At 62.7% G+C, this 19709-nt stretch carries 18 protein-coding genes; 5 read left to right on the top strand and 13 right to left on the bottom strand.

Going from position 1 to position 19709, the window contains the following annotated elements; all coding sequences use genetic code 11:
* Positions 1 to 123 precede the first annotated feature (123 nt).
* Together SC318_RS11080 and SC318_RS11075 are read left to right on the top strand one after the other, a co-directional pair.
* Complete coding sequence (locus tag SC318_RS11080) at positions 124 to 1293, top strand: acyl-CoA dehydrogenase family protein (RefSeq protein WP_320430816.1); 1170 nt, start codon at positions 124 to 126, stop codon at positions 1291 to 1293.
* Positions 1290 to 2234, top strand: coding sequence for a D-isomer specific 2-hydroxyacid dehydrogenase family protein (locus SC318_RS11075; protein WP_320430815.1), 945 nt, complete (start codon positions 1290 to 1292; stop codon positions 2232 to 2234). The genes SC318_RS11080 and SC318_RS11075 overlap by 4 nt, the downstream gene beginning before the upstream one ends.
* Positions 2235 to 2297: 63 nt before the next feature.
* Here SC318_RS11075 and SC318_RS11070 read toward each other — a convergent pair whose 3' ends face one another.
* The 7 genes from SC318_RS11070 to SC318_RS11040 form a co-directional block, all read right to left on the bottom strand.
* On the bottom strand, positions 2298 to 3128 hold the full coding sequence (locus SC318_RS11070) for an IS3 family transposase (protein WP_320431180.1): 831 nt from the start codon (positions 3126 to 3128) through the stop codon (positions 2298 to 2300).
* A gap of 8 nt (positions 3129 to 3136) precedes the next feature.
* Entirely contained in the window at positions 3137 to 3445 is a 309-nt protein-coding gene (locus SC318_RS11065) for a transposase (RefSeq protein ID WP_320427350.1), read from the bottom strand.
* A 347-nt stretch (positions 3446 to 3792) separates the two neighbouring features.
* The gene (locus SC318_RS11060; protein ID WP_320430814.1) at positions 3793 to 4548 is read right to left on the bottom strand and encodes an energy transducer TonB; all 756 of its coding nucleotides are present in this window, start codon (positions 4546 to 4548) and stop codon (positions 3793 to 3795) included.
* Positions 4545 to 4991: a protein TolR gene (gene tolR / locus SC318_RS11055; protein ID WP_320430813.1), complete on the bottom strand. Its 447-nt coding sequence runs from the start codon at positions 4989 to 4991 to the stop codon at positions 4545 to 4547. The genes SC318_RS11060 and tolR overlap by 4 nt, the downstream gene beginning before the upstream one ends.
* Before the next feature lie 13 nt (positions 4992 to 5004).
* Positions 5005 to 5697 (bottom strand): protein TolQ, encoded by a 693-nt coding sequence (tolQ, locus tag SC318_RS11050; RefSeq protein WP_320430812.1) that lies wholly within the window; start codon positions 5695 to 5697, stop codon positions 5005 to 5007.
* A gap of 47 nt (positions 5698 to 5744) precedes the next feature.
* Entirely contained in the window at positions 5745 to 7604 is a 1860-nt protein-coding gene (locus SC318_RS11045) for a phytase (RefSeq protein ID WP_320430811.1), read from the bottom strand.
* 143 nt (positions 7605 to 7747) lie between these two features.
* Positions 7748 to 10261 carry a TonB-dependent receptor gene (locus tag SC318_RS11040; protein WP_320430810.1) on the bottom strand — a complete coding sequence of 838 codons (2514 nt, stop codon included), beginning with the start codon at positions 10259 to 10261 and terminating at the stop codon, positions 7748 to 7750.
* 379 nt (positions 10262 to 10640) lie between these two features.
* Here SC318_RS11040 and SC318_RS11035 point away from each other — a divergent pair, with 379 nt between their 5' ends.
* Positions 10641 to 11555, top strand: coding sequence for a GGDEF domain-containing protein (locus SC318_RS11035; protein WP_320430809.1), 915 nt, complete (start codon positions 10641 to 10643; stop codon positions 11553 to 11555).
* 1 nt (position 11556) lies between these two features.
* Positions 11557 to 12594, top strand: a complete 1038-nt coding sequence (locus tag SC318_RS11030; RefSeq protein WP_320430808.1) for an AraC family transcriptional regulator — start codon at positions 11557 to 11559, stop codon at positions 12592 to 12594.
* Here SC318_RS11030 and SC318_RS11025 read toward each other — a convergent pair.
* From SC318_RS11025 to SC318_RS11000, 6 genes are all read right to left on the bottom strand, one after another.
* Positions 12581 to 13462 carry a LysR family transcriptional regulator gene (locus SC318_RS11025; RefSeq protein ID WP_320430807.1) on the bottom strand — a complete coding sequence of 294 codons (882 nt, stop codon included), beginning with the start codon at positions 13460 to 13462 and terminating at the stop codon, positions 12581 to 12583. The two genes, SC318_RS11030 and SC318_RS11025, sit on opposite strands and share 14 nt — an antisense overlap.
* Positions 13463 to 13648: 186 nt before the next feature.
* Entirely contained in the window at positions 13649 to 14581 is a 933-nt protein-coding gene (locus SC318_RS11020; protein ID WP_320427579.1) for an IS110 family transposase, read from the bottom strand.
* A 319-nt stretch (positions 14582 to 14900) separates the two neighbouring features.
* Positions 14901 to 15518 carry an isochorismate family cysteine hydrolase YcaC gene (gene ycaC, locus SC318_RS11015; RefSeq protein ID WP_306492689.1) on the bottom strand — a complete coding sequence of 206 codons (618 nt, stop codon included), beginning with the start codon at positions 15516 to 15518 and terminating at the stop codon, positions 14901 to 14903.
* A 26-nt stretch (positions 15519 to 15544) separates the two neighbouring features.
* Positions 15545 to 17383, bottom strand: coding sequence for an amidohydrolase (locus SC318_RS11010; RefSeq protein ID WP_320430806.1), 1839 nt, complete (start codon positions 17381 to 17383; stop codon positions 15545 to 15547).
* The gene (locus tag SC318_RS11005) at positions 17380 to 17970 is read right to left on the bottom strand and encodes an antibiotic biosynthesis monooxygenase (RefSeq protein WP_320430805.1); all 591 of its coding nucleotides are present in this window, start codon (positions 17968 to 17970) and stop codon (positions 17380 to 17382) included. Before SC318_RS11005 ends, SC318_RS11010 begins: the two co-directional genes overlap by 4 nt.
* 195 nt (positions 17971 to 18165) lie before the next feature.
* Positions 18166 to 19074, bottom strand: coding sequence for a LysR family transcriptional regulator (locus SC318_RS11000; protein WP_124366794.1), 909 nt, complete (start codon positions 19072 to 19074; stop codon positions 18166 to 18168).
* Positions 19075 to 19278: 204 nt separating this feature from the next.
* Between SC318_RS11000 and SC318_RS10995 the strand changes: the two genes are divergently transcribed.
* Positions 19279 to 19677, top strand: coding sequence for a helix-turn-helix domain-containing protein (locus SC318_RS10995; RefSeq protein WP_320430804.1), 399 nt, complete (start codon positions 19279 to 19281; stop codon positions 19675 to 19677).
* The last annotated feature ends 32 nt before the right edge of the window (positions 19678 to 19709 follow it).

Raw genomic sequence — 19709 nt, 5'->3', positions numbered from 1 at the left:
GTGGGAGGGGGCTTGCTCCCGATAGCGGTGGTTCACCCAATGCATGTACCGCCTGACATACCGCCATCGGGGGCAAGTCGAATCGTCGCACCGCCCCTCCCACATTTGACCGAGTACATCTTCATGACTCAATCGTCCCTACGCGCTGTGGAAGTCGTTGATTTCGACGCCGTGCTCGAACGCCTCAGCGCCGAGCTGGCCAGTACCGCTCACCTGTACGATGAAAGCGGCGCCTTTCCCCACGATAATTTCAAGCTATTGCAAGCCCACGGTCTGATCGCCCTCACCGTGCCCAGGGCCTTAGGCGGCGGCGGTGCCAGCCTGGCCCAGGCGCGCAAAGCCATCAGCGCAATTGCCAAGGGCGAGCCGTCCACCGCGCTGATCCTGGTGATGCAGTACCTGCAACACACCCGCTTGCAAGACAGCAAAACATGGCCTCAGCATCTGCGCGTGCAAGTGGCCGAAGACGCGGTGCGCCATGGCGCGCTGATCAATGCCCTGCGCGTCGAGCCGGACCTGGGCACCCCGGCCCGGGGTGGCTTGCCGGCGACAACCGCCGTACGCACCGCCGAAGGCTGGCGCATCAGCGGGCGCAAGATCTACTCCACCGGCAGCCACGGCCTGAGCTGGTTCAGCGTATGGGCGCGCAGTGACGACGCTGACCCGCTGGTGGGCGCCTGGCTGGTGCCCAGGCACAGCCCCGGCGTGAGCATCATCGACACCTGGGATCACCTGGGCATGCGCGCCACCTGCAGCCATGAAGTGGTGCTCGACAACGTGCTGGTGCCGCTGGACCACGCCGTCAGCGTCAGCCCCTGGAGCGCACCGCAGCCGGAGTTGGATGGCGAGGGCTTTTTGTGGATGTCGGTGCTGCTGTCCTCGGTGTACGACGCCGTGGCCCAGGCTGCGCGGGACTGGCTGGTGAACTGGCTGGAGGAGCGCCAGCCATCGAATCTCGGCGCGGCGCTGTCGACCTTGCCGCGTTTTCAGGAGACCGTCGGCCATATCGACACCCTGTTGTTTGCCAACCGCAGCCTGCTCGATGCCGCCGCCGCAGGTCACACGCCGGCGGCCAACGCGGCGCAATTGAAGTACCTGGTGACCGGCAACGCCATTCGCGCGGTGGAGCTGGCCATCGAAGCCTCGGGCAACCCTGGCCTGTCACGGCACAGCCCATTGCAACGGCACTACCGCGATGTGCTGTGCAGTCGCGTGCACACCCCACAGAATGACGCCGTGCTGCAGGGCGTCGGTAAAGCAGTGTTCGCCCAACGCCAGAAGGAACGCACATGAGTCAGCTGATCATTGCCAGCCAGTTGGACGAAGACTACAACGACGTGATCCGCGCACGCCTCGCCACGCGGCACCCTCACGCCCAGGTGATCGGGGTTCCGACCGGTGTACCGAGCGACCTGCCGCCCCAGGCGAACATCCTGCTGCTGCGCCCCATCAACGTGCGCGGCTACACCGCACCGGACACGCCGCCACCCGGCTGGCCCTACGGTGCGCAATGGGTGCACCTGGTGTCATCGGGCATCGACTTCTACCCGCGCTGGCTGTTCAACGGCCCGCCCGTCACCACGTCTCGGGGCAGCGCGGCTGACAACCTCGCCGAGTTCGCCCTGGCGGCGATCTTTGCTGCGGCCAAGCATTTGCCGGACATCTGGGTGCAGGATTCGCAGTGGCAGTTCACCGCGTTGCGCCCGCTCAAGGGAACGACCCTGGGCATTCTGGGCTTTGGTGCGATTGGTCAAAGCCTGGCGCAAAAAGCCCTGGCTCTGGGCATCAATGTCGTCGCACTGCGTCAGAGCCAGGCACCGTTTGGGGTGGGTGTAGAAGCCGCCAAGGACATCCACGACCTGTTCGCCCGTGCCGACCACCTGGTGGTGGCGGCACCGCTGACCGAAGCCACGCGGCACATCATCAACCGTGACGTGCTGGGCAGCGCCAAGCCGGGGCTGCACCTGATCAACATCGCGCGCGGTGGGTTGCTGGATCAGGAGGCATTGCTGGAGGCACTGGACAATGGCCAGATCGGCCTGGCGTCACTGGACGTGACCGAGCCGGAGCCGCTGCCGGACGGGCATCCGTTGTACAGTCATCCGCGGGTGCGGTTGTCACCGCATACCTCGGCGATTTCGACCAACAGCAAGGACGAGATTGCCGATACGTTCCTGGCCAATCTGGAGCGCTATGTTTCGGGTATCGAACTGGCGAATCCCGCTAACGCCTGATGCGGTTCAAATGTGGGAGGGGGCTTGTTCTGGTCAAGTTTTTCCGGACACCGGTTACGGTGATCAAGCCGCCTCCTGCTCCATGGCTATTGGCGACAGGTAATTGTTGTAGCTGTGGAGCCTGATTCGGTTGTATCGCATGAAAAAGCGGGTCATATCCTGCTTGGCTTCTTCAACTGTCGTATAGCCTTTGGTGGGCACCCACTCTGATTTGAGCGTCCCGAAGAAACGCTCTGTTGGCGCGTTGTCCCAGCACTGCCCCCTGCGGCTCATGCTTTGCGTTATTCCATGCTCCAGCAGCTCGGACTGAAAGAGCTGGCTGGTGTATTGGCAGCCTTGATCTGAATGAAACATCAAGCCTGCATGTTTGCCTCGAACCTCCACCGCCATTCTCAGCGCCCTGCTAACCAGGTTGGCGTCATTGATCAGAGAAAACGCCCAGCCAACGATTCGGCGGGCGAACAGATCAATCACCGCTGCCAAGTGATACCAGCGTTTCCCAACCATCAGGCTGGTAACGTCGCCGCACCAGACCTGATTAATTGCGGTTGGCTCGAAGTTACGCTCGAGCAGGTTCTTGGCCACAAATGCTTCGACGCCTCTAGAGCGATACTGATGGCGGCGACGCTGTTTGCTGGCCAGATTTGCCTCCGCCATGAGCTTTGCAACTAAATACCTTCCCGCCTTGATCTGTTGGGCCTTCAGGCGCTGAGAGATCATCCGTGCGCCTGCACTTTCCCGGCTTTCGACATGCAATTGCACGACTTTTGCTCTAAGCGCGTCACGCTCGGCATTCGGTGCTGAGCGACGCTTAATCCAGTCATAAAACGCGCTGCGAGAAACGCCTAGCGCACTGCAAAGCAGGCTGGTCGGATATGAACTCGACTCCCTCAGTTCCTCGATCAGGAAAAACGATCGGGATCCGACATCAAGAGAGCCGTAGCCTTTTTTAAGATTTCAGCCTCAGTCTCCAGGCGCTTGATCTTGGCTCGTAGCTGTTGAAGCTCTCGCTGTTCGTCGCTGATAGCCTTGGTACCTGCCACTGGCTGCCCTTTGTGACGTTCTTTACGAACCTGATCAACCCAGCGGCGCAGAGCCGTAGGGCCAACGTCCATCGATGCGCAGACGTCGGGAACTGAGCAGTTATCATCAAGAACCATGCTTGCAGCACGTTGCTTGAACTCGTGGGTATAGGTCTTTCGCTGTTGCATTCGGAACCTCCTGATTGGGCGAATCATATCGCCCTTAAGAGGTGTCCGGGATCATTAGGCCAGTTCAGCTTGCCCCCGATAGCGGTGGATCAGCCATGGATGTAGAGACTGACACACTGCTATCGGGAGCAAGCCCCCTCCCACATGGGTTCGGTGTTTTAAGATCGTTCCCACGCTCCCGCGTGGGAATGTAGCCCGTGACGCTCTGCGTCACCCATGCGCAATTGCCGAAACGTGCAGCGGTGGCGGGACGCGGAGCGTCCCAAGGGGCATTCCCACGCAGAGCGTGGGAACGATCAATGTGGAAGGGAGCAAGCCCCCATCCCACATGGGTTCGGTGTTAACCATTATTTGATGCGGTAGTGGAAGGTGTTGCGCACCGCAGGTACCGCCACGGCCTGGCCGTCGACCATCCTCGGTTGATAGCGAAAGGTATTCGCCGCCGCCAGTGAAGGCCGAATGAACAACGGGTGGCAGCCGTCCAGTACCTTGGGATTTTCCACGCGGCCCTGGGTATTGACGGTGTACTCCACCGAGCAGTCGCCTTCGATGTTTTTGTCCAGCGCGCGTTCCGGGTAGTCCGGTGCTTCCTTGCTCAACGGCTGGTATTGGCGGCTGTCGAACGCCGGAGCGGGTGCCGGTACGGCGGCCTGGGCTTTCTCGGAAGCCACACGCTGCTGGTTCAGACGTTGCTGCTCCAGCTCTCGATTGCGCTGCTCGGTGGCCAGGCGCTGCTGTTGCTGCTCGGCTTTTTTCTCTTCGACCCGTTTGCGCGCCAGGGCGGCTTTCTCCAGTTTTTGTGCCTGGATCTGTGGGTCAACCGTCGGTTTGGCCGGTACCGGTACTGGAACCGGCGTCGCAACAGGCTCCGGCAATGCGGGCGCTACAGGCTCGGGCGCAGGCGTGGGCGTGGGCATCACCACCAGTTGCGTGTGCATCACCCGCGGCGCGTCCACCTGCGGTTTTTCGGTGGACCAGCCCAGCATCAAGGCCGCCACCACCGCCACATGCAGCGCCACGGCCAGGCTGGCGGCCAGGCCGTGGCGCCACATCGCGTCGCTTTCTGGCGCCCGCGTCGGGCCGTGCATGATCATCGCGGTCATTGCGGGGCCTCGGTCACCAGCCCCAGTTTGCTGACCCCGCCCTTTTGCAGCACCGCCATGGCCGCCACGACGCGGCCGTACCCGGCGTTGTCGTCAGCGCGGATATACACCTGGGTGTCGCTGCGCGCCGCCACCACTTGCGTGACCTTGGCACCCATTTCCTCCAGGCTCACCGCGCTGTCGGTCTGGTTGCGGGTGTCGAGCTCGCCGCCCAGGTTCCAGTAGTAGCCGCCGTCCGCCTTCACCGACAAGGTGAGGATCTGCTGGCGGGTGTCGCTGGCCAACGCCTCGGCGGCGACCTTGGGCAGTTCGATCTTCACGCCCTGGGTGAGCATGGGTGCGGTGACCATGAAGATCACCAGCAGCACCAGCATCACGTCGATGTAAGGCACCACGTTCATCTCGGCCTTGGGCCCGTGCTTGCGTTGCGGCCTGATCAGCATGGGTTTGCTCCTTTCAGGCGGCCACGGCTAGGTTGATCGGGGTACCCCGCAGGGCGCGGTGCAGGCGCACTTGCAGTTCGTTGCCAAAGGCGTAGTAGCGGGTGAGCAGGGTCTGGCTGCGCGCGGCGAAGCGGTTGTAGGCAATCACCGCCGGGATCGCCGCAAACAGGCCGATGGCCGTGGCGATCAAGGCTTCGGCGATGCCCGGCGCGACCGTCGACAGCGTGGCCTGCTGCACCTGGGACAAGCCAAGGAAGGAATTCATGATGCCCCACACCGTGCCGAACAGGCCGATATAGGGGCTGACTGAGCCCACGGTCGCGAGAAATTGCAGGCCCTTTTCCAGCTCCATCTCCTGCTCGGTGATCGCCACCTGCAACGCGCGCTCCACGCTTTCGAGCACGGCGGGGTCATGGTTGTGCAGGTGCTGGTATTCCTGCAGGCCGGCGATAAAGATCGGCGTCACACCGCCCTCGCCCGCCTGCACGGCCTGGCGGTACAAGGGTTGCAAGTCCGTGGCAACGCGAAAGCGCGCCAGGAAGTCGTGCAACTGCCGCTCCAGACGCCGCAGCACGCTGCCGCGCCGGATAATCAGGTACCAACTGGCCAACGAGGCCAGCAACAACGTAATCATCACCGCCTTGACCAACAGGCTGGCGTCGCTGATCAAGCTCCAGATCGTCATATGTTCCATCGTCGCGTGCATGGTGAAGCTCCTATTCGATTAAAAACGGATGACCGGGTGATGACCGTTCAGGGCAATTCCAAGGCGCGGGTCACCTCGGCCCAGGGCACGAACTTGAAGTTCTGGGTTTGCTCGGGCATGCGCTTGCGCCCGTCCTGCACCACCAGCATGCCCTGGCTCCACGGCCCTCCCAGGTTGACGGCGGTGACTTCGAGGCCATCGGTTTCCGAGGCGCCATCGATGCCGGCAGCGGCGTTCAAGCCGACGCGAAACGCGCCGCGCATGGCGAACGGCGGTTCGGCATCCAGCACCAGGTAGCTGTCATTGCCCTGGCTTGAGACCACCAGGTAATCCCGCGCAGGGCTCTGGTACAGCGCCAGGCCCTCAACGTCGGCATGCAACTGGGCACCGACCTTGATCACACTGGTGAGCGTGGCCGGTTGGTCGGCGCGGGCATCCACCGCCCACACGCCGACATCTTCCTCTCCCAGAAACAGGCGCTGGCGCTGGTCGTCGGCCACGCAGCCTTCCGGCTGGCTGTCGACCTTGAACTGGCGCACCAGCTCGCCCTGCACACGCCCAGCTGGCGCACTCAAGCGGTATTGCAGGAAGGTGCCGTCCTTGCCATTGGCGATTGCATAGATCTCGCCGCTGGCGGGCTGGAACAGGCAGATACCGTAGATTTCCTTGAGCGGCGTCGGCACTTCACCGGCTTCCTGCAGCTCGCCGCTCTGGCGGTCGATGCTGAACAGGCTCAGGCTGTTGCGATCGCGATTGCTGGCGACGGCGAGGTCGACGGTTTGCGTTCCTAGCTTGAAGTTGGGGCGTATGTCGACGTTGTTCAGCCGCCCTACGGCCAACTCCTGCAGCAGCTTGCCGTCGAGGTCGTAGGCCAGCAGGCCCTGTTTCTTGTTGGTGCCCAGCACCCGGCTTTTCGCCGGAGTGTGCGGATGAATCCAGATCGCGGGGTCATCCGCCGCATCGCCCTGGCGGCTTACCGGGTCGGTCTGGCGCAGCGCGGCGACCTGGGGCAGCACCGGGGCCGTCGGCACCGGCGTGGCCTGCCAGTCGAGTTGGCCCTGATAGAGCTGGCCGCTGTCGTCATCGCGTACCAACAGCTGCCGCCCATTGATCGCCAGTTGCTCCGGTTCCTTGAGGCCCGGCAAGCTCAGGCTCGGTTGCTCGGCCCAGCGCTCGCCGGTTTGTTGGAACACATGCACCTTTGCGGTTTTCGGGTCCAGCGCCAGCATCCCGCCCGGCACCAGCGCCATGGCGCCGGCTTCGCGCTTGGAGCTGTCGAACAGCGCCACGGGTGTGCGTTTCACCTCGGCTTCCGGGTGCGCCGGGTAGGCCCACCAGCCAACGTTCTCTTCGTTGACCACCAGGCGCTCGGCCGCATCGTCCACCTGACAGAACTGCGCCGAAGGCGGCAGCGGCAGGCCGCGTACCCGCTGCGCCTGGGCCAGCAGCGTCGCGCCGTTGCCCACCAGCCACTGCTCGCCCTTGCCCTCCTCGCCCACCAGGAACACAAACAGGTTGGCCGCCGAATCGCGGTACAGGCACACACCGTTTACCGGGTAATCGCGAGCAGGCAGGTACAGCGGCGTGCCCCAGGTTTTGCTGGCAGCCTCGAGGTTGATCAGCGCCACCTGCTGGCGGTCGTTGTCGAGGCTGGCGACCAGCACACCGGCATCTGTAGCGCGGATATCAAGGCTGCTGAAGCTGCCTTTGAAGCGGGCCAGTTCGGTGCCTTTATCGTCAAGCAGCAACAGGCCATCGCGGACACTGGCGGCCAGGCGCTGGGTGGCGTTGGGCAGGAAGGCGACCGCTTCGGCCTTCAGGCCGGGGGCCCAGGGGGCCAGGGGCAGATCAGCTGCGAACACCTGGCCTGAAAGCGCCATCAACAGCAACAGCTTGCAAATTCTCATGGACAAACAAATCCTTTAGATACGATGAAGATCCCATGTGGGAGGGGGCTTGCCACCGATAGCAGTGGGTCAGTCACAGATCCATCAACTGACACTCCCTCATCGGGGGCAAGCCCCCTCCCACAGTTGGAGCCAGGTGTGGGTTAGAAATGGGTGAAGGTCAGGCCCAGCTTGTAAGTGGGCCCGTACTCTTCGTACTGGCCGTTGTAGCTGCGGTGGCCGGTGTAGACGAAGTACGACTCGTCCGTCAGGTTCTGCGCTTCGAAGCTGACTTGCAGTTGCTTGGTCAGTGAGTAGCGCGCGCTGAAATCGACGAAGGTTTGCGCGTCCACGTGCAGGTCATGGGCCTTGTCGTTGATCGAGGCCAACTCGTACAGGTAGGCCGACTTATAGTTGGCCGAAAGGCGCAGGCTCAGCTTGTCGTCTTCCCAGCCAAGCATCAGGTTGCCGACGGTGTCCGACTGGTTGGGCAGGCTGATGTTGCGCTTGCGGTTGCGACCGCTGGCGCTGTCAAAGCCTTCGATATCCGCGCTTGAGCGGCTGAAGGTGCTGTTGGCGCCGATCAGCAGGCCGTTCCACGGCGCCGGCAGCCAGTCGAATTTTTGCGAATAGGCCAGTTCCAGGCCATACAGCTTGGCGCTGTCGCCGTTGGCGAAGGTGTGCGCCTCGGCGAAGTTGGCCCACGCGCCGGTGCCGGCGACGTCGGTGTTGTAGACGAAGTTCTGGATGTCCTTGTAGAACACGAACGCCGACACGGTGCCGGCACGGCCCATGAAGTGTTCGATGCCCAGGTCCAGGTTGCTCGACTCCAGCGGCTTGAGGTCCGGGTTGCCGAAGGTGGCTTCGTCATCGTCGATCACAAAACCGGGCGCCAGCTGGCCGAAGGTCGGGCGCACCACGGATTTGGTCCAGGCCGCGCGCACCTGGGTGTTCTTGTCGATCTGGTAGCGCGCATGCAGGCCCGGCAGCCAGTGGTGATAACGGCGCTTGGTCTCGGTGGTGCTGAACTGGCCGTCCGTGGCGCCGGTGCCCTTGGCTTCGAACTCGGTGCCCTCGTAGCGCATCCCGGCGATGAAGCGCCAGTCGTCAATATCGACGGTGTTCATCAGGTAGCCGGCGTTGATGTCTTCGCGGATGGTGAAGTCGTTGACCCGGGATTCGGTCGGGTCATAGAAGTCGTCGCGGTTCAGGCCACCGATCAGTTGGCGAATATTGCCCGCGCTGATGCCCGGCCCGAAGCGGCCAAGGCGGTAGTCGAGGTTGCCTTTCTGAAACCGGGTAAGGTTGAGCTGTTCGTCAGTGAAGCCCTGCTCATCCAGGTCCTTGTAGGCCCAGGCTTGCAGGTCGTTGTCCTTGTGACGTCGGCTGACCTTGCCGCCGAACTTGAACTGGGACGCGTAGCCACCCAGGTCGTAGTCGCGGGCCAGGTCCAGGCGCAGGTTTTTCTCGGTGTCCTGGGTGTGCTGTTTCTCCCAATCGACTTTGTCGAGGGTGAAGTTGCTGGCGTCGTAGAAACCGTTGCCGATGATCGGCCGTAGTTTGGCCGTGTCGTAGAAGCCGCTGTCGGCGAAATCCCCGCCGTCGAAGGTGGCGCCGGCGATATGCGCCGGGCTGTCTTCGCTGGAGCGGCTGTAGCCGGCCTGGCCGCTCAAGGTCCAGAGGCCAAGCATGCGTTCGCCGCCGAACACGTAGGACTGGATCTGCTGGGTCTCCTCGCGGTTCTTGAGCTTGCGCTTGCCCTCGGCCTCGCCCAACTCGCCGGGCGCCTGGGGGGCGGCGAATTCAAGGCTGGCGGCGTTGCGGGTTTCGGTGTCCTTGTAACGGCTGTAGAGGGTGCGCAGGTAGTAGCTGCTCAGGTCATCGGGCTTGTAGTCGAAGTTCAGGCCGCCACCGGCGCGTTCGCGGCTGATGTCGTAGTCGCGCTGTTCGAACTCGTTGAGCCGGGCGCCGTTGTTGAAATCCCAGGCGCCGCCGGTTTCGACGTTGTCCGAGCCAAAATCACGTTTCTGCCAACTGAGGGCCGCGGCCACGCCGAAGTTGTCGATACCGTCGCCCAGGCTGAAACGGTTGCTGGCGGCGCCGGAAAATTTCGGGCTGGTCTGGCGGGTGTTTTTGTCGTAGCTGGCCTCGGTGCTGCCGGTATAGAACAGGCCCTTGTGGTCGAACGCCGACAGGCTTTTAACGTCGACGGTACCGCCGAGGGAGTTGGCGTCCATGTCCGGGGTGAGCGTCTTGATCACCGACAGCGACTGCACCAGTTCCGAAGGCAGTACGTCGAGGGCCACCGCGCGGCGTTCGCTCTCGGGCGACGGTACCAGGGTGCCGTTGATGGTCACGCTGTTGAGGTCCGGGCCCAGGCCGCGCACGCTGACAAAACGGCCTTCGCCCTGGTCACGCTCGACGCTGATCCCCGGCAGGCGCTGCACCGCCTCGGCGACGTTTTCATCGGGCAACTGCGCCACGCCGTCGGCATGCACCACGCTCTTGATGCTGTCGGAGCTGCGCTGCTCCTTGAGGGCACTGCCGATGGCGGCGGCCTGCCCGACCACTTCGACATGCTCGGTGGCCGCCGCTTCGGCGGCGTTGAGCCGTTCGCAGACGACCGCCAGGGCCAAGGCGCTAAGCGTGAAGCTGACGAGCCCGGTGCGCTTGTACATGAAACCCTCCCCAAATCCGTTGGCGCCAGGCAAGAGGCCCGGCAACTGGGAGGGCAAGCTAGGGATGGGGGATGACGGTTCTGTGACAGGGTTGAGTCGAGAAGCCCCTAACCTGGGCTTTTCGCAGACTTCTGGGCGTGGAATGAGCTGATATGACCTCAGCAGGTCTCATGTGGGAGGGGGCTTGCCCCCGATAGCGGTGGGTCAGCTTCAAATAAGCTGACTGATATACCGCTATCGGGGGCAAGCCCCCTCCCACATTTTTTGACCTCCAGTGTGTTTGGCATGAGCTGATCCGACCCTCTCCCGCTGTCACGCAGCCGTCATATTCATCTGCTGTGCTGGCGCCCACGATTGAATCATCCAAGGACGCGCAGCCATGTTTTCCGTGCTCAAACCCCATCGCTGGAAACTTGCAGGACTGCTGGTGGCCGCCAACCTCGGGCTGATCCTGCACCTGGCCTGCGGCGAGCTAAAAAGCGTCAATGAATGGGAGTGGCTGGACATCGTCGGCGAAGGCGGTTCAGCGTTGCTTGCGTTGATCTGGCTGGGCCTGGTGCTGAAAAGTCGACCCGCCGGACGGGTCACTCATTACCTGGCACTGGGCCTGTCGTGCATTTTCTTTTCCTGGTGGGTCGACAGCCTCGACGAGTTCATCCGCCTGCCCGACAGCATCACCTGGGACCATTGGCTGGAGTCGGGGCCGATGCCGGTGGGCATGATCCTGCTGACGATCGGCATCTACCACTGGCACCGCGAGCAACTGGCGATCAGCGCGCAGATGGAAAAGCGCGAGCGCCTGTTCCGCGAACATCGGCTGTTCGACAAACTCACGCCCCTGGCCGGTGCCGACTACCTCAAACGCCAACTGGCCGACAGCCTTTGCGACAGCCGCGATCAGCAACAAGCGCTGTCGCTGCTGGCCCTGGACCTGGATAACTTCGCCGCCATCAACCAGGCCTACGGGCATGCCGAGGGCGATGCGGTGCTGCAGGCGGTCAGCCATGTGCTGCTGCTCAACCTGCGCCGCCAGGACCTGTTGTGCCGCCTGGCCGGTGACCGTTTTGTGGTGCTGCTGCCCAACACGGGTGAGCGCCAGGCTCAGGGGCTGGCGCTGGAGTTGCAGCAGGCGGTGCAGAGCCTGGCGCACAAAACCCGGCTGCAGGGCGAGCGCCTGCAACTGGCGGCGACCACGGCGGTGGTGATGGCCCTGGACGAGGCGCCTCAGGACCTGCTCAAGCGCCTGAACCTGGCACTGGCGCGGGCCAAGCAACCCCTTGCGAAAAGCGCCTGAGATGGCCGTGAAAGCCAACGGGTATGAAAACGACAGCCGCTTCATTCCTGGCCATTACCAACCCGCCACGCTGATCGACCTGGCCTTGTCCCGGGACATCGACAGCCATCGCCTGCTGCGCGGCACCGGGCTGTTTCACGACGACATCCTGGCCGGCAACGCACGCTTGAGCCCGCAGCAGTTCCTCGGTTTGATCGGCAACAGCCGCAAGCTGCTGGACGCCGACGACAGCAGCTTCCTGTTTGGTCAACGCCTGCTGCCCGGCTACTACGGCGCGGCCAGCCATGCCCTGGGGCATGCGCAGAATCTGCATCAGGCGTTGGAGGTGCTTATCCAGCAACAGGTACTGCTCAGCCCGCTGGTCACGCTGCGCCTGGAGTTGGATGAGCGTCACGCCTACCTGTACTGGCGCGACAGTTGCGGTGCGGGCGAGCATTGGCGCTTTCTGCTGGAAGCGAGCATGACCTCGCTGGTTGCCATGAGCCAATGGCTCAGCGGCGAGCGCCTGCCCTGGGCGTGCAGTTTCAGTCATGCCGAGCCGCGTTATGTCGAGCAGTACTGGGTGCACCTGGGCGAGCAAACACGCTTCGAACGCCCGCTGGACACGATGTGCATCCCTCGTGAGTACCTGACACGGGCCTGGCCTGGCGCCTCGGCCACGGCAGCGCAAGTGGCGCGCCAGCAAGCCCGGGAACAGATCGACCAGTTGGGCTTCGCCGCCAGCTTTCTCGATGGCCTCTACGACTACCTGCGCGAACACGTACGCCAGCCACCGAGCCTGGAACAGGCCGCGCAGGCCTTCGCCATGAGCCCGGCGACCCTCAAGCGCAAGCTGCACAAGCACGACACCGGCTTTCAGCAACAGGTGGACCGGGTGCGCAAGCACATGGCGCTGCACCTGTATCAGGTCAAGGGGTTCAGTAACGACGAAGTGGCCGCTTACCTGAATTTCAACGACGCCGCGAACTTTCGGCGCGCGTTCAAGCGTTGGACCGGCAGCACCCCCAGCCTGATCCGGCAGTTGTTCAGCAGCCGCTAGCCAGGCGTTCGCGCAGGAACTCGACCAGCGCCTGCACCGGCCGCGAACTCTGCCGGTGCTGGGGGTACACCGCCGACAGCGTCAGGGCTTCGGGGGCGAATTCGTCCAGCACGCTGACCAGACGGCCGTCCTTCAAGGCCTCGCCGACGATAAAAGTCGGCAAGTAGGTCACGCCCAGGCCGGCAATCGCGGTGTCACGCAGCAGGTCGCCGTTATTGACGCGCATGCGCCCGCTCACGTTCAGCGCTTGCAGCTTGCCTTTGAAGCGCCATTGCACGTGACGGCCATGGCCGTAGGGCAGGCAATCGTGCCCGGCGAGGTCATCGGGTTTTTGCGGGGTGCCGCGCAGGGCCAGGTAGTCGGGGCTGGCGCAGTACACCCTCGGGATGCTGGCAATGCGCCGGGCGATCAGGGTGGAATCTTCCAGGGTGCCGATCCGCAGCACCAGGTCATAGCCTTCACCGATCAGGTCTACCGGGCGGTCGCTGAGGTCGACTTCCACCGCCACCTCGGGGTAGCGCTGCAGGAACAGCGGCAACAGGCAGCCCAGATGCGCCATGGCAAACGACAACGGCGCGCTGAGGCGAATGGTGCCCCGCGGTTCGCTGTTCTGCCCGGCGATGCCCTGCTCCACTTGCTCCACATCGCCGAGCAGGCGCAAGGCCGATTCGTAGTAGCTCTGGCCCAGCGGCGTGACATCCAGGCGCCGCGTGGAGCGGTTGAGCAGGCGTACACCCAGGCGCTCTTCCAGCTGGATCAGGCGACGGCTGACGAACTGCTTGGACAGGCCCAGTTGCTCGGCGGCGGCAGTGAAACTGCCGGACTCCATGACCTGGCAGAACAGGCGCATGTCTTCGAAGGGGTTCATTGTCGCTTCTCGGTGGACATTAGGTTGTTTTATAACTGGATAGTCGCAACACCACAAACCCAATGTGAACACAGGCAAATGTGGGAGCAACTGTCTTATTGGATTCAATTCAGAAGTCATTTTCATAGGCAGCAAAGCTCCCACAGCTTAGGCCGTGCAATGCTGAAGGAAATTGCTGCTACCGAGCTAATCGGTGCGCTCTTTCCATTCAGTGCGGTCACGCAGCATCGCGTTCAGACGTACCAACAAAACGCGCATACAGGCGATCAACGCGACTTTGGCGCATTTCCCTTTATCACGTAGCGCCTTATATCGAGTCCCGAATTCTGGCTGGTCACGGATAACCACCCAACAGGCCATGTAAAGTGAGCGACGGGCTGAAAACCTTCCGCCACTAATATGGCGTGCACCTTTATGCCTTCCGCTGTCGTTGTTGTACGGAGCGAGGCCCGCTAGTGCCGCGATAGGGCGCCCTCCAATCTCTCCCAGCTCAGGCAGGTAAGCCATAAGACTGGTGGCAGTAACCAGCCCGATTCCTTTGACTGAACACAGTCGAGCCACCTTTTCGCTATCTAACTCGTTCGCACTTTGACGAATCAGTTGATCTATCGCCTCCACTGCCACGGTCAAATAGTCGATATGGTTCTGTAATGCAGGCTTTACCGCATCGCAGGAAGCTGTTTTCAGGCGTCGTCTGTCGTCATCTCTTTGCTGAACAAAATGCTCCCGCTGCTGGACCAACGCGCGCAGCTTATCGTGCTCCGGGCTTGTAACTCGGGCGCTTGGCGAGTCTAGAACAGCTGCATAGTGCGCAAGAGACTTTGCGTCTATCGGGTCGGTTTTGGCTTGTTTGCCCATCGCCCTGGAAAAACTCTTGGCTCGGTGCGGATTGATGCAGATGACATCAAGGCCCGCAGCCTGAAGCGCCTTCATGACTTTGCGCTCATAACCGCCAGTAGCCTCCAATACCACGCGACCAACCTGGTGAAGCAATAGCCACCCAATCAACCCAGGGAAATCTTCTTCGGCGTTAGCGCAATTTACCCCAACGTCAACCTGATTAACTCGAGCCTCAAGGCTGTCCTTGGAAACATCAATACCTGCTGGATAGGAAAACATAGCCAAATCCTCTTACACTTAATGTGAGAGCGCTCTGGCTTGGCCCACGCTTGTAACTGTTCGAGGTGGGCTCGTTCAACTGTTCGGGCTCATGTCCAGAGCGGAGAGGTGAGTAGCAGCGTGGGCTCCCACACGTGCTTTAAGCACTCGGGGCATTCAGCTTGCTACTCACCGCTCTCACCCTCAGTCTAATCCTGGCTCAAGACACAAGGGGGCTTGCCCCCGATGGCGGTGGGTCAGCTGCAAATAAGCTGACTGATACACCGCTATCGGGGGCAAGCCCCCTCCCACAGGGATTACCGACAGGTTTGCGGACGAGTTACTTGGCGGTGAACGCCGAGTAGCTGTTCATCAGGTTGCGGTAGTTGGGGATGCGCGGCGACAGCAGGTTGGCCAGGCCTTCCATGTCGTTGCGCCAGTCCACCTGCAGCTCGCAGGCCACCGAGAACCAGTTCACCAATTGCGCGCCCGCGGCGGTCATACGTGCCCACGCGGCTTGCTGTACGGTTTCGTTGAAGGTACCAGAGGCGTCGGTGACCACGAACACCTCGAAGCCTTCGGCCAGGGCGCACAGGGTTGGGAAGGCAACGCACACATCCGTCACCACACCGGCAATGATGATCTGCTTGCGGCCGGTCGCCTTGACGGCCTTGACGAAGTCTTCGTTGTCCCAGGCGTTTATCTGGCCAGGGCGGGCAATGTACGGCGCGTCCGGGAACAGGGCCTTGAGTTCCGGAACCAGCGGGCCGTTGGGGCCGGCTTCAAAACTGGTGGTCAGGATGGTCGGCAGGTTGAAGAACTTGGCCACGTCGGCCAGGGCCAGCACGTTGTTCTTGAATTCGTTGGGGGAGAAATCCTGCACCAGCGAGATCAGGCCGGTCTGGTGATCGACCATCAGTACAACGGCGTCGTCTTTGTTCAAGCGCTTGTAAGTCATGGGTTAACTCCTTGGTGGGTGTTGAATCAGAAGGCAAAGCACGAGCAGCCAAACGCACCCCAGAAGCCCTGGAAGTCGCTGACCGGAACGCTGGAAAGACGCGCTTTCTCATGGCTGTGAGAGTGCACGCCGCACGGGCCGCTGCACTGGTGAACCTGGGCTTGCAGGGGCGAGTTCGGACGCCAGTGCCCCGGCACCTTGACCACCGGCGACCAGTCCGGCAGTACCGGCACACGCGGCGGTGCGAAATCTTCGAAATCGCCGGCGCCGTAGACCACCTTGCCGCCGACCACGGTGAGCACCGACTCGATCCACTTGATGGCTTCTTCATCGACGCTGAAAAAGTCCGCCGAGAGTGCCGCGACGTCCGCCAATTGGCCCACCTTGATCTGGCCCTTCTTGCCCTGTTCGGACGAGAACCAGGCGCTGCCATGGGTGAACAGTTCCAGCGCGGTCAGGCGCGGCAGGCCCTCGGCGTGCAGTTCCAGGCCACCCACGGTGCGGCCGCTGACCATCCAGTACAGCGAGGTCCACGGGTTGTAGCTCGACACCCGCGTGGCGTCGGTGCCCGCGCCGACCGGTACGCCTTCGGCGAGCATGCGCTTGATCGGCGGCGTGGCTTCGGCGGCCTTGGCGCCATAGCGCTCGACAAAATATTCGCCCTGGAACGCCATGCGGTCCTGGATCGCAATGCCGCCGCCGAGGGCGCGCACGCGTTCGATGTTTTTCGGGGTGATGGTTTCGGCGTGGTCGAAGAACCACGGCAGGCCGTTGAACGGGATGTCGCGGTTGACCTTCTCGAACACATCCAGCATGCGCGAGATCGACTCGTCATAGGTGGCGTGCAGGCGGAACGGCCAGCGCTGCTCCACCAGGTGGCGTACCACCGGCTCCAGCTCCTGTTCCATGGTCAGCGGCAGGTCCGGACGCGGCTCGAGGAAGTCTTCGAAGTCGGCGGCCGAAAACACCAGCATCTCGCCGGCGCCGTTGTGACGCAGGTAGTCATCGCCCTGATGCAGGGTGACGCTGCCGGTCCAGTTCTTGAAGTCGCTGAGCTCTTCCTTGGGCTTCTGGGTGAACAGGTTGTAGGCGATGCGCACCGTCAACTGCTGGTCCTTGGCCAGTTGCTCGATCACCGCGTAGTCGTCGGGATAGTTCTGGAAACCGCCGCCGGCATCGATGGCGCTGGTCAGGCCCAGGCGATTGAGTTCACGCATGAACTGGCGGGTGGAGTTGACCTGGTATTCCAGCGGCAGTTTCGGGCCTTTGGCCAGGGTCGAATACAAGATCATCGCGTTCGGCCGCGCCACCAGCATGCCGGTAGGGTTGCCATTGCTGTCGCGCACGATCTCGCCGCCCGGAGGGTTGGGCGTGTCCTTGGTGTAGCCGGCCACGCGCAATGCCGCACGGTTGAGCAAGGCGCGGTCGTACAGGTGCAGCACGAACACCGGCGTATCAGGGGCGGCCTGGTTGAGTTCTTCCAGGGTGGGCATGCGTTTTTCGGCAAACTGGAATTCGTTCCAGCCGCCTACGACCCGCACCCATTGTGGCGTGGGGGTGCGGTCGGCCTGGTCCTTGAGCATGCGCAAGGCATCGGCCAGGGACGGCACGCCTTCCCAGCGCAATTCGAGGTTGTAGTTCAGCCCGCCGCGGATCAGGTGCAGGTGCGAGTCGTTGAGGCCGGGGATCACGGTCCGGCCCTTGAGGTCGATGACCTGGGTGCCGCTGCCGCGCAGGGCCATGGCTTCGCCGTCAGTGCCAACGGCGACGAAGCGCCCGTCACGGATGGCGACGGCGCTGGCGCGTGGGTTTTCCCGGTCCACGGTGTGGAACTGGCCATTGAACAGAATCAGGTCGGCGTTCATAGGGTTTCCTTTACAGAGGCTTCAAGCCAGGGAGCGAACAGGCGGGTGGCGGCCGGCATCAGCACGTACACCACCAGCAGCACGATGGTCAGGGTGACCAGGAAAGTGGAGACCACGTAGTTGGACAGAAACGGGTGCAACCGCAGGATGGGCCCCCAGATAAACGGCAGGAGCAGGGTTTGCGGCAGGATCACGAACAGGCTGACCACCGCCTGCTTCCAGCGCGGTGGCTTGGCGGCGCCGTCGGCCTGGGGCGCGAACCAGAATTCATTGGCGGCGCCGATTTCCGTCTGGTCGCCGTCGGCCAGCATCGGCGCGGCCTCGTCGATCAGCGTTTGGCGTTGCGGCGATTCGAGCCACAACTCCAGGGCTTCGGTGGAGCGGTAGCGCAGGACGCAGGTGAACAGCGCCATGCCGCCCTGCTGGCTGCGCACCACGTCGACGCCAAGGTGGCCGGGGCGTTCACCGGCGATGCGCACGATGCGCCGCAGCCAGGCTTCGTACTCGGTTTCAAAGCCGGGCTTGACCCGGTGTTTGACGACCAGGGTGACGACTTCGTCCGGGCTGGTGGTGGCTGTTGGGTCCATGTTGGGTGTCTCCCACGGGGCATTGAGCGATAGGAGGAGTTTGGCGGGTTGGGGCTGGGCGGAATTGGATGTATGTGCTGTTTGGCTTTTATGTGGGAGGGGGCTTGCCCCCGATAGCGGTGGATCAGTCAAGGACATGGACACTGACACACCGCAATCGGGGGCAAGCCCCCTCCCACATTTTTTGATCTGCAGTCAGTTCGCCGCCGCCATATGCTCCGCAATCCGCCCCCGCAGCCAGCGCTCGGCCGGGTCGTTGTCATGCACCCCGCTCCACACCATCGACAGCTCGGCTGCATCGATTGCAAACGGCGGGTCTTCGGCGCGCAGGCGGGTGCCCTCGGTCAATGCGCACGCGGCGTAATCGGGCACGGTTGCGATGATCTGCGTGCCCGCCAACAGGGCTCGCAAGCCGCTGAACTGCGGCACCGCCAGCACCACCCGCCGCGAGCGGCCGATGCGTGCCAGGTCCAGATCGATATTGCCGCTCAAGTCACCGGAGAACGACACCATCGCGTGGGGCCTGGCGCAATAATCGTCCAGCGTTAGTGGCTCCTCACCATCATCGCCACGCAGTACCTTGCACGGAATATCGCGCAGCTTCTTGCGCTTGGCATTGGCCGGCAGTTCGGTGGTGTAGCTCACCCCCACCGAGATTTCGCCGCTGGCCAGCAGCGACGACATCAACAGGAAGTTGGCCCGGCGCACCACCACGATGATGCCGGGCGCTTCTTCGCGCAGGCGGCTGAGCAACGGCGGGAACAGGCCGAACTCCGCATCGTCGGACAGGCCGATGCGAAACACCGCGCAACTGGTGGACGGGTCGAAATCCTTGGCGCGGCTGACCGCGCCTGAAATGGTGTCCATGGCCGGTTGCAGCTCCTTGAGTATCGCCAGCGCCCGTGGCGTGGGTTCCATGCCGCGTCCGTTGCGCAGCAGCAACGGATCGTCGAACAGGTCGCGCAGGCGGCCCAGTGCCGCACTCACCGCCGGCTGGCCCATGAAAAGCTTCTCGGCGACCCGGGTCAGGTTTTTCTCGAACATCAGGGCTTCGAAAATCACCAGCAGGTTCATGTCGACGCGGCGCAGGTCGTTGCGGTTCATGGCGGTATCCAAACGGTATGCAGAGGGTCAGGAAAGCATGCCCGCAACGCAGCCGATTGCATACCTGTGCTGTCTTTTCCGCGCCCGCACCTGGCGAAATTAACAACGATTAACTCGTCAGCGTGGCGGCTCGGCAACAAGATAAGCGGCGTCTACACTGCATCCATTCACCGGGAACGCTCCCATCGACTGCGGATATTTGTCATGGCCCGACTCGTTCAATATGCCCCTCGTTTATCCGCCACCGGAGGCCTATGCCCTCGGCGCGAGCGTATCGCCAAGCAACTGATCCTGGCCAACCTCGGCGAAAGCCTGAGCATCGCCGAGCTGGCCCAGGCCTGCGCCCTGTCGCGCAGCCATTTTTCCCGGGCGTTCAAATGTTCCACCGGAGCTTCGCCCCAGGAATGGATTCGCCAGCAGCGCATCCTGCGCGCCAAGGAGCTGATCACCAGCTCGTCCCTGAGCCTTACGCAGATCAGCCTGGAGTGCGGCTTTTGCGACCAGGCGCACTTCTGTCACATGTTCACCCGCAGCGAAGGTGTAAACCCGATGACCTGGCGAAACCACCACTCGCGCCCCAAACCTGAGGTGATCGCAGCCTAGTGGTGTGGACGCACCTGGAATATGCTGGCACA

Source organism: Pseudomonas sp. MUP55 (assembly GCF_034043515.1).
GTDB lineage: Bacteria > Pseudomonadota > Gammaproteobacteria > Pseudomonadales > Pseudomonadaceae > Aquipseudomonas.
The sequence above is the reverse complement of the archived record's forward strand: the minus strand, read 5'-3'. Positions and strand labels throughout refer to the sequence as shown.